The organism is Flavobacterium aurantiibacter (assembly GCF_002251775.1).
In the GTDB taxonomy this organism is placed as follows: Bacteria; Bacteroidota; Bacteroidia; order Flavobacteriales; family Flavobacteriaceae; genus Flavobacterium; species Flavobacterium aurantiibacter.
Genome location: NZ_NOXX01000154.1, coordinates 1 through 10,273 on the forward strand (window position 1 = coordinate 1; position 10,273 = coordinate 10,273).

Annotated in this window: 8 protein-coding genes and 1 pseudogene; 1 reads left to right on the forward strand and 8 read right to left on the reverse strand. The window is 41.5% G+C overall.

Going from position 1 to position 10,273, the window contains the following annotated elements:
- The 3 genes and pseudogenes from CHX27_RS03660 to CHX27_RS15995 form a co-directional block, all read right to left on the reverse strand.
- Positions 1-1,430, reverse strand: a 1,430-nt coding sequence (locus tag CHX27_RS03660) for a hypothetical protein (RefSeq protein WP_207758928.1), incomplete at its 3' end; no start/stop codon positions are given.
- 23 nt (positions 1,431-1,453) lie between these two features.
- Positions 1,454-1,747 (reverse strand): T9SS type A sorting domain-containing protein, encoded by a 294-nt coding sequence (locus CHX27_RS03665; RefSeq protein WP_449403960.1) that lies wholly within the window; start codon positions 1,745-1,747, stop codon positions 1,454-1,456.
- Positions 1,736-1,909: pseudogene (locus tag CHX27_RS15995) on the reverse strand (DUF7619 domain-containing protein); the annotation flags it as partial. The gene CHX27_RS03665 and the pseudogene CHX27_RS15995, both read right to left, overlap by 12 nt.
- A 235-nt stretch (positions 1,910-2,144) precedes the next feature.
- Here CHX27_RS15995 and CHX27_RS03670 point away from each other — a divergent pair.
- Complete coding sequence (locus CHX27_RS03670; protein ID WP_094485413.1) at positions 2,145-3,200, forward strand: NAD(P)-dependent alcohol dehydrogenase; 1,056 nt, start codon at positions 2,145-2,147, stop codon at positions 3,198-3,200.
- A 160-nt stretch (positions 3,201-3,360) separates the two neighbouring features.
- Here the strand turns inward: CHX27_RS03670 and CHX27_RS03675 are convergent, their stop codons facing one another.
- From CHX27_RS03675 to CHX27_RS03695, 5 genes are all read right to left on the reverse strand, one after another.
- Positions 3,361-4,626: an aminotransferase class I/II-fold pyridoxal phosphate-dependent enzyme gene (locus CHX27_RS03675; protein ID WP_094485414.1), complete on the reverse strand. Its 1,266-nt coding sequence runs from the start codon at positions 4,624-4,626 to the stop codon at positions 3,361-3,363.
- A gap of 236 nt (positions 4,627-4,862) precedes the next feature.
- Entirely contained in the window at positions 4,863-6,497 is a 1,635-nt protein-coding gene (gene pafA, locus CHX27_RS03680) for an alkaline phosphatase PafA (RefSeq protein WP_243388954.1), read from the reverse strand.
- The gene (locus CHX27_RS03685) at positions 6,475-7,419 is read right to left on the reverse strand and encodes an NAD(P)H-dependent flavin oxidoreductase (RefSeq protein WP_094485416.1); all 945 of its coding nucleotides are present in this window, start codon (positions 7,417-7,419) and stop codon (positions 6,475-6,477) included. The genes pafA and CHX27_RS03685 overlap by 23 nt, the downstream gene beginning before the upstream one ends.
- On the reverse strand, positions 7,420-9,015 hold the full coding sequence (locus tag CHX27_RS03690) for a S8 family serine peptidase (RefSeq protein WP_094485418.1): 1,596 nt from the start codon (positions 9,013-9,015) through the stop codon (positions 7,420-7,422).
- Positions 9,016-9,453: 438 nt separating this feature from the next.
- A complete protein-coding gene (locus tag CHX27_RS03695) occupies positions 9,454-9,852 on the reverse strand; it encodes a hypothetical protein (RefSeq protein ID WP_094485417.1) in 399 nt (132 codons plus the stop codon).
- Positions 9,853-10,273: the final 421 nt, after the last annotated feature.

Below are 10,273 nucleotides of genomic sequence, written 5' to 3' on the forward strand. Positions count from 1 at the left end.
ACGTAGTCACCTAGTTGTATGTTTGGTATGGTGTTGAATTGAACTTCGAAAGGCAAAACTGCTTGTTCGAAAGGTGCAAGCGTAATATTTGTCTTTTGAAAACCGTCGGCAGTGGCTATGCAAGTATTGCAATAACTTACTAGAGTTGAATTCTCTGGTTTTTGAACGTTGAGCACTGCATTTACGATTGGTAAGGACCCTATGTTTTTCACTTTTACCTCGTAGTATCTTGTAAATCCAGGCGAAGGTGTTTGATAGCTTATTAATGAAACCGCTCCATTTATTTCGGGTATCGAAGTTATCGGAAAAAAATAGGTTGTTGTGCTACCTGCAACAGGATTTATATCCAAAAAAGAAGTCTCGCATGAAAACAATGGTAAAGATCCATCGTTAACTTGATATGAAAAGCCATAAGTGGTATTAGATACTGAGTTATAAACGTAAGTTCCTGTATCAGAGTATAGCTCCAGTTCTGTGCCATCAGAACCAGAAATTAAGAATTTTCCTTCAGTAAATAAAGGTTCGTCATCACTCTTTATGCCATTTCCATCCCAATCAACAAAAGCAATTAACTCAAAGGCTGAATAAAATACTTGAAGATTTATGCTGGCTGAGCCTACAAATCCGCCATTAACATGGAATATACTGTACTGAAGATTGTATATTCCTGCGGCCGTTCCAGGCAATGCACTTATGGTTCCGTTTGGGTTGAGATTAAAATTATCCCAGCCTTCGCCAGTTTCTTCAAGATAAACTTGTTGCTGAATCACTGGAAAGGTTAGCGATTGAAAATTCAAATAATCGTTAGCGTAGACGGAAGTACTTGATGTTACAATTTCGATTTCACTAGTTGTCAGCGTGATTGTGTCGTCAAAAGCTGAGGCAGAAGGTACAACTTGCATTGAAACTGAACTTATACAATCAGAAGCATCGGTAACTGTGCAGGTAATCATGGATGCTTGACTATTGGATGGAATTGTTAGAGTGCTTATACTCCCTTCTGTAACAACAGCTCCTTGAATACTCCAAGTAAATGTAAAAGGAGCAGTACCTCCTGATTCAACAGAACAAATGGCACTACTTGTTGGCGCATCAAGGGTAGTCGCTCCAGATAAAATTAAAGGACTTATTAAGATAGTCAGTGCTTCAATTGAAATTTCTTGCGTGTTTGTGTTAACTATTCTTAAGTACAAAGTCATAGACGTTGTAATTACAATACCTACAGGTATTAGATTGGTGTTTTCTAGTGCACCAGCAGTTGTTTGGTGCAATGTATAGGTATGAATTGAAGGATCATAATTGCTAAAAGTAGTCTCTAACAAATCAGGCGAGCTGACCCATAAATTACAAACAGTAATAGTTGTTCCACTATTTTGCCCAAAACCGCTCATGTGAGCTAGTAGAATTAAAAAGAATACAAGTTTTTTCATATCGGTTTAGTTTTTATTTCGGGCTAGCGTTTAAGTAGTTTTATGTGCTCAATCTCTTCTCCCGACTGTAGTTTCAATAAATAAATGCCACTGCTCCAATTTTGGGTATCCACCAACAGTTTACCATCCTTTGATTTAGCTGTTGCTAGCAACGAACCTGTTAAGTCGTATACAGCAGCGGTTGCCATGGCGTTGTTGTTTGTTAATGTTAACTCAAAAACATCAGTAACCGGATTGGTGTAAAATTGAATCAGCTTTTCTTTCCTTGGAACACTTAATTGTTCAACAAATTTGGTATTCCAAGTCGGTGTAATTATAGCTGGATTGAAATCGAAGTATATTTCAGCAGCATCTTGAATTTCAGTGCCAACGTCAAAACCAGCGGTCGGCTTCACGCGATACGTTACAAATCCGTTTCCAACGGTTTCGCTACCGTTAGAAGGCGGTAAATCGATGTTATTAAAAACAACCGTTATTTGATTGCCATNCCTTCGACAAGCTCAGGCGACGAGGATACGTGGTTAGGTTGGGAAAATGATACGTAAAATGGTGAACGATATAAAGTCTCGCTTCTCGCTTCTCGTTTCTCTCCCGATAGCTATCGGGACTAGCTTCTCATAAAAATAGCCAACGAAACGCTCAATCTCCAACCAAAATTCACAAAAGAGCCAAAGAATATTATCTTACCTTTATGATGAACAAATTTTACAAGCTATGAATACAACAACTGTAGCGGCTTTCGGGACTCATGCGCCCGATCTAGCGCTCGAAAACATTCAAATTCCGCGTCGGGAGGTACAAGCCGACGATATTGCCATCGAAATTTTATACTGCGGTGTTTGTCATTCCGACCTGCACTTTGCGAAAAACGATTGGGGATTTACCACCTATCCTGTGGTGTCCGGACACGAAATTGTAGGTAAAGTAACCGCCGTTGGCAATGCCGTTACCAAATACCACGTTGGCGATACCGTTGCCGTTGGCTGTTTGGTTGATAGTTGCCGAAGCTACAGCAGCTGCGCACAAGATTTAGAACAATATTGTTTGAACGGATTTACCGGAACTTACGGTGGCGTCGATAAGTTTCTGGGCGGAACCACACACGGCGGCTATTCGCAATCGATTGTCGTAGATCAGCACTTTGTTTTACGTGTGCCAAACGGATTGGATTTGGCTGGCGTTGCTCCTCTTTTGTGCGCGGGAATCACCACTTGGTCGCCTTTACGCCATTGGAACGTTGGGCCGAACAGTAAAGTTGCCGTAGTAGGTTTGGGCGGACTCGGCCACATGGCTATTAAACTCGCGAAAGGCCTGGGAGCTGATGTTACGCTCTTTTCACGATCGGCCGACAAGGAAGCCGATGCAAAACAATTAGGCGCAGATCGGATTATTATCTCAACCGATCCTGAAGCCATGGCCGCCGCCGCTGGCACCTTCGATTTTATTTTAGACACCGTTCCGTATGCGCACGACTTAAATCCTTACGTTCAAGCACTTGCGGTTAGTGGAAGTTTAGTCGTAGTTGGATACTTGGGCGCGTTGGAAGATCAATTAAATACGATGCCGATGGTTTTTTCCCGCAAAACTGTGGCTGGATCGCTCATTGGAGGCATCGCTGAAACGCAGGAATTACTCGATTTCTGCGGCGAACACAACATCGTTTCCGACGTCGAAGTCATAAAAATGCAAGAAATCAATCAGGCTTACGAACGCATGCTGAAAAGCGACGTCCGCTACCGCTTTGTCATTGATATGGCGTCTTTGAAGTAAACCGTTTTTTACAGAAAAAGTCAATAAAACAGCTTATTTTTTGCACATCAAGTTATGTGTTACGAATGAGCTGTTTTTTTATACCGTTACTTTTCTAAGGAACTAAAAACAAGAAAGGCTACCCATTGGCAGCCTTTACTTTTAAATTTTATTCTTGTTGTTAAGATACGTCTACCGTTTTCTCGGCGGCAATTTTCAAATACGTACCGTTTACCAATTTTTCGCGCACGGCTTCGAACGCATCTAAAGTTTGGTTGATATCTTCCATAGTGTGCGAAGCTGTTGGAATCATACGCAATAAAATGATGCCTTTAGGAATCACTGGATACACTACAATCGATAAGAAAATATTGTAATTCTCACGTAAATCGTTTACCAACATCATGGCCTCTGGAATACTACCGTTGAGGTACACCGGAGTTACGCAGGTATTGGTATCGCCGATATCAAAACCACGAGCTTTTAAGCCGTTTTGCAAGGCGTTTACGTTTTCCCATAGCTTGTCTTTCAACTCGGGCATGTTGCGCAACATTTCCAAACGCTTTAATGCTCCTTTGGTTTGAATCATCGGTAGCGATTTCGCGAACATCTGCGAACGCAAATTGTATTTTAAGTAATCGATAATATCTTGATCGGCAGCAATAAAAGCACCGATACTAGCCATAGATTTTGCAAAGGTCGAGAAATACACATCGATGCCGTCTTGAACACCTTGCTCCTCGCCTGCTCCTGCTCCCGTTGCACCTAAAGTACCAAAACCGTGCGCATCATCTACCAACAAACGGAAGTTGTACTTCTCTTTCATGGCTACGATCTCGCGCAATTTTCCTTGCTGACCGCGCATTCCGAAAACCCCTTCCGTGATAAACAAAATTCCGCCGCCTGTTTCCTGCGCAAGTTTTGTGGCACGTTGTAAGTTTTTCTCCATGCTCTCCACGTCGTTGTGCTTATAGGTAAAACGTTTACCCATGTGCAAACGCACACCGTCGATGATACAAGCGTGTGCATCAACGTCGTATACAATTACATCGTTTTTGGTTACCAGAGCGTCGATTGTCGACATAATCCCTTGGTAACCGAAGTTCAATAAATACGCAGCTTCTTTCTTTACGAAGGCGGCTAATTCGCGTTCTAACTGCTCGTGATAATCGGTTTGCCCGCTCATCATACGTGCACCCATTGGGTAAGCAGCGCCAAATTCGGCAGCGGCTTCCGTATCGGCTTTTCTAACCTCAGGATGGTTCGCCAAACCAAGGTAATCGTTAATACTCCAGTTTAAAATTTCTTTTCCGTGAAACATCATTCGCGGACCTAATTCGCCTTCCAATTTTGGAAAAACGTAATAGCCTTCGGCTTGCGAGGCCCACTTTCCTAGAGGACCCTTATTATTTTGGATTCGTTCAAACAAATCTTTAACAGCGCTCATACGTGTTTGTTTTAGAAGTTGCAAAAGTAGTTGATTTTAAGCGGTAAAAAAAGTGGTTTTAACAGTGAAATGGGAAGTTTGTTGCATAAAATGCCTACCTCAACTGAAAAATAGGAACACAGAGAAAGTGCACAGGCAAAACCACATTCAATTCCCTGTGATTGAAACTGCTTTTGTTAAAATTATCATTCTAATTTACAAGCACTTACGTAATTGTTAGCGTCTAGTATTTAGAATTAATTTTTGAATAGCGCTTCTAAGACTTCGGCGTTGGTCGCATTTGGTAAAGACAGTTGAAGCAATTGTGCGAGTGTAGGCGCAATTTCGGTAGTGACACACTTTTCGTGGGATTTACCGGCGGTAATTCCTTTTCCAAAAAAGATAATCGGCACATGCGTATCGTACGAAAATACAGATCCGTGTGTCGTGCCTGTTGTGTGATCTTCCAAGGTTCCGGGCGATTCTAAAATAACCAACTCGCCGTTTTGTTTGGTATCATAACCGTTCGCTATAAGCTGCAAATACGGATCACTGCCCGACGAAGCTAAAATTTCTTCTTCTGTGTAAACGCGCAGCACCCAGGATTCTTTCATCACAAAATCCCGAACTTTATTTTTGGCATCGGTCAAGGAAATACCCGTTCCTGCCAGCGCATCTTTGTCGAAAAAGATGTTTTGGTTACTGCAATTTGCAATAACATCTTCACCAAAAGTTGCTAATCCAAAAGCTTCTAATTTATTGACGAAATCTTTTGAACTTACGTTTTCAACTTCGTATTTGTGATCTTTCAAAAAAACCGGATTTTCCGCTCCAGCATGATCGGCAGTTAAAAACACCAAATACTGACCCTTACCTACTTTCTCATCCAGATATTTCAGTAATTTTTCCAGAGAAGCATCTAACCGCACGTACGTATCTTGCAGTTCAATGGAACGCGGGCCCGTGATGTGCCCAACGTAATCGGTTGCCGAATAACTGATTGCCAGAAAATCGGTGTGATTGTCTTTTCCCAATTGCTCGGCATCGATCGCAGCAAGCGCAAAATCGGTTAGCAAATCGTTTCCAAAAGGCAAAGCGCGCAAAATTTGTGCACCACTTTTTTCGTACATGCTTTTCAAATCGTACGGAAATGTTGCCGTATTAGCCTTAAAAATTTTCCCTTCGTACGGGTTTTCATCCGCTAAACTCTCGTCGTATTGCGCTAACGGCTTTAACGGATTCCAATCGTTTTGCACATATTTCAAAAAATGCTTTTCGTCGTTAAATTTCGTTGCCCAAGCAGGTAATTCATTTCGGTAAAAAGTACTGCTAATAAAAGCTCCGGTTTTGCTGTACCAAAATGCACAATCGGCAAAATGTCCGGCTGGCAAAATAGCTCCGCGATCTTTCATGCTCATACCGATTACCTTCCCTCTGAAATTGGTCGACAATTTTAATTCGTCGGTAATAGTTGTGGCTTTTAGATTTTTGGGCGACATTTTTCCTTCCGCTTCATCGCCGGCTCCCAACGTACGTACACTGGCGTCATCGGTACAATACATGTTCTTTTTAATCGATTTATTGTACCAATCGTTTCCAACAATTCCGTGAAAACGCGGTGTAGTTCCCGTGTAAACCGATGCGTGCCCCGGACCTGTGTACGTAGGCATGTAGTTGAAGTGCGCGTTATAAAATGTGAATCCGTTTGAGGTTAATCGTTTAAATCCTCCTGAACCGAAATCGTTCGCAAATCGGTATAAATACTCGGTTTTCATTTGGTCGACTACAATGCCAACTACTAATTTGGGTCGGTCTTGCGCTTTCGCGGAAAAGAAAGTCGTTACCAGCAATAGTGCCCAAACGAATGGCTTAGAGTGAAATTTGTGCGACACGTTTTTGTTCATGATGAAATTCTGCTAAAATTTGAGTAAATACTTCGGAAACGGGTAAAATTTGGTCGATCAACGCACTTACTTGTCCGATTTCGAGTTCGCCATCGTGTAAATCGCCTTCAAACATTCCGCGTTTAGCACGTGCGCGCCCCAGATATGCTTTAAGTTGTTCGACCTGAGCTCCTTGTGCGTACAACTCTTGTATTTCGTGATAAAATTTATTTTTAATTAGTCGAACGGGCGCTAATTCTTTGAGTGTGAGTTGTGTATCGCCTTCGGCTGTTTGCGTAATGATTTGTTTGAAATTATCGTGTGCCGAGCTTTCAACGGTTGCGGCAAAGCGAGATCCCATTTGAATTCCATCGGCACCTAAAGAAAGAGCCGCCAACATCCCGCCACCGGTTGCAATTCCGCCTGCGGCAATGAGCGGTATTTTAATTGCTTTCCGAACGGTCGGAATTAAGGTAAATGTGGTGGTTTCCTCACGTCCGTTGTGTCCGCCGGCTTCAAAACCTTCGGCAACAACCGCGTCGACTCCTGCTTCTTCTGCCTTGAGCGCAAACTTCGAACTACTTACCACATGTACTACTTTGATGTTGTGGCTTTTTAGAAGTGCAGTAAACAATTTCGGATTTCCAGCTGAGGTAAAAACAATCGGAACTTTTTTATCGATAATTATTTGAATGATTTCCTCGACATTCGGATATAGCATTGGAACATTAACACCGAAAGGTTTTGAAGTGAGTTGTTTCGCTTTATCGATATGCTCTTTTAAGACATCGGGATACATCGATCCGGCGCCAATCAGACCCAAACCACCGGCATTAGAAACGGCGGCAGCTAGCTTGGCTCCGCTATTCCAAATCATGCCGCCTTGAATTATCGGATATTGAATTCCGAATAGCTGACAAATAGGATTCATTTAATTTTTGATAAGTTTTTTGATGGTAGTGCTTCCGTTTTGATGAAACACGAACAGATAAATTCCCTTAGACCAGTTTGCGGTATCCAAGCTGGTATTTTCGGTTACTAGAGCTTGATAAATACGTTTTCCTTCGACAGTAAACACATCTAAATGAGTCGTTTCTTCAATCTGACTCATCGAAAGTTGGTTTGAAAACGGATTTGGGAAGACTTGTACGGTATTTTTAGTAAAATCGGTTGTGGTTAAACCGTTTTGAAGGGCGTTTCCAAAATTCGGAATGCCGTAACCAATTGTATTTTGCGGATTTGCAGCTGAAGAAGCTGTATTTCGGATCAAATCCATTATTTGTTGATTGGTGAAGTTAGGAAGCGCCTGCCACAAAGAAGTAATCATTCCTGAAACGATAGGTGCTGAAAACGAGGTTCCGTTCGCGCCAGAAACGCTGCCTGTTGGTCCGATTACAGCGGCGGTAACGCCACGAGCTACCACATCGGGTTTTATCCGATTGTCGGCTGTAGGACCCACGCTCGAAAACGACGCCAGATTTCCTTGATTATCGACTGCACCGATGGTAAAAGCATGTTGCGCGTCGGCTGGTGCGGAGATGTTTGGCGTGCTTGATCCGCCGCTATTTCCGGCAGAAACGACAACAATCATACCGCGAGAAAAAGCGATATCGGCTCCTCGAGAAATGAACGCAGTTTCACCGTTCATATCGGCAAAAGTGTAGGAATAGCTGGCGTTGTCGTATTGAAAATAACCTAAAGAAGTGTTGATCACGTCGACACCCAAACGATCGGCTTCTTCGGCGGCTTCAACCCAAAGCGATTCTTCGACAGGATTTTCGGAGGCCACATCTTCGGTAACAAACAGGTAGTATTCGGCATCGGGCGCGGTTCCTGCGTATTGGTTTTCGATGAATCCGCCCATAGTCGACAAAACGGCGGTACCGTGACTGCTGTTGTTGGCAACGTTAGTTTCGCGAGTAACGTAGTTGTAAGTACCCAGAATACGATTGTTGTTTACTAAACGTTCGAAAGGCGCAGCAGTAAATACGCCTGGAAACCCCGAATCGAGCACGGCAATGATTTTTCCTGTTCCGGTGAAATCGGACTGATGTACAACTTGGCCGTTGATTTGCTGAATTTGTGCGTTGGCAAAGCCGTAGGAAAAATCGGTTAAAGCCTCGGTATTGTGTTTGTTTACTAAGCTTTGTTGAAAACGACCTGAGGCGTTTAAGTTGCTGTTGGCAAAATCGATTTCCGAGACAAACGTTAAGTTTTGGAGCGCATTGATATCGTCGACGCTACCGCGAACATGCACGGCGTTAAACCAGCGCGATTTTGCGAGAACGACAATACCCGAACTGTTTTCAACCGTAGCGACGTAACTTTCGGAGATCGGCACGTCTTTGCTGTCGAGCGCTATGTTTTGTTGAAGTCGGCGGTTTATTGCGCGTTCGGTGAAAAAACTCAACGGATTGGTGAAGAAGCTTTCTGTATCTGGTTTATCGGCAAAGTACACCCAAGCGTCTTCTTGGGCAAAGGCGTTGCAAAACGAAAATACCAAAAATGCGAGTATTACTTTTTTCATCACTTCATAGCAGCAAGTTGTGGTTGCCGATGTTAGAACACCAAAATTAGTCATTTACCATTTACGATGCGGTTTGATTAAAAGCGTTGCGAAAAACTTAACAACTGCACTTTATTTTTTAACTGGAAAGACGACGAGGATTGGCCGGATTGAAGTTTGAAGCTATTTATCTAGCATTTCAAAAAACACGATTAACTGTAATTAAGGATTTTAGAACTTATTAGAATTAGTTTTACAATGTTCAAACTTAACGTGCTTTTATCAAAACTTCTTTTAAAAAACTTGTTTATAAGTAATAATAAATTTGAAGCATGAAGTTGAACTAAAAAACAATACTGTTTTAAACCGATTTAAAGCATATTGATTTTTGTAATGATTTTAAATGAATAGTCCACGAATACAATTACGCTATGAGTATGACTATTTTGCATTCATTGTTTAATTAACGTTCAGCAAAGGAAGAACATAAAGAACTCTAACTGTTGTTCCATTTTGCTTTCCTGGCATCCATTTCGGTAAAGTCGTGAGGTTTTTTTTCAATTCTTCCGCTTTACCCGCTGCAATTTTGCCAAGGATTTTCACGTCGCTTAACGCGCCATCTTTTTCAACAACAAACATTGCATATATTTTTGTTTCTGTCTTTTCATCAGTTTTAGTTTTCGCCTGAAATCCGGTATTAGCCAAAAAGGTATTAAATTTCTCTAGATCCCCTGGAAATTCAGGCTTGACATCGATTGATTTAGAGTCATAAATTATATTATCATTTTGCTTTTCATTGTTTTGTGAAAAGAGTAAAAATGAATAAAACAGGAATAAACTTGTGATTATCATCTTCATATCTATACTGTTTTAATTATTCTGTTGCACAATTTTATTCAACGGTTTGACAGCTTAGCAAAGTGCACACATCTAATTTCTTTCCACCGAAGCGTTAGCTGACATCATTTAACTACAATGTGAGCATTTTGCTGATTTGCGATTAGCTACTACCACAAATATTCCATTCATTTTTTTAAACTAGTGATTGTCTGGTTTGAATATTTAGTAAAACCCGAAACAAGTGTCATGATAGCAATGCTTGAAAACCAAAGATAATAACCAGGCTCTAGAGATTTGATTTTGTTGCGGCTTCCAGATTCACTTGCGATAATTGTGTCTAGTTGAGAAAAATAAAAGGCTAAGATGCAAGCAGACAAGCCGTAAATGAAACTTAATTTAACCCGTTGGGTGAAATTAAATTAATTGATTTTTGATGTTA

What these genes read in the sequence shown, in the direction of transcription:
- CHX27_RS03670 (WP_094485413.1), top strand. Translation starts at nt 2,145, where the DNA reads ATGAATACAACAACTGTAGCGGCTTTCGGGACTCATGCGCCCGATCTA.
- CHX27_RS03685 (WP_094485416.1), bottom strand. Translation starts at nt 7,419, where the DNA reads ATGAATCCTATTTGTCAGCTATTCGGAATTCAATATCCGATAATTCAA.
- CHX27_RS03690 (WP_094485418.1), bottom strand. Translation starts at nt 9,015, where the DNA reads ATGAAAAAAGTAATACTCGCATTTTTGGTATTTTCGTTTTGCAACGCC.
- CHX27_RS03695 (WP_094485417.1), bottom strand. Translation starts at nt 9,852, where the DNA reads ATGAAGATGATAATCACAAGTTTATTCCTGTTTTATTCATTTTTACTC.
- CHX27_RS03675 (WP_094485414.1), bottom strand. Translation starts at nt 4,626, where the DNA reads ATGAGCGCTGTTAAAGATTTGTTTGAACGAATCCAAAATAATAAGGGT.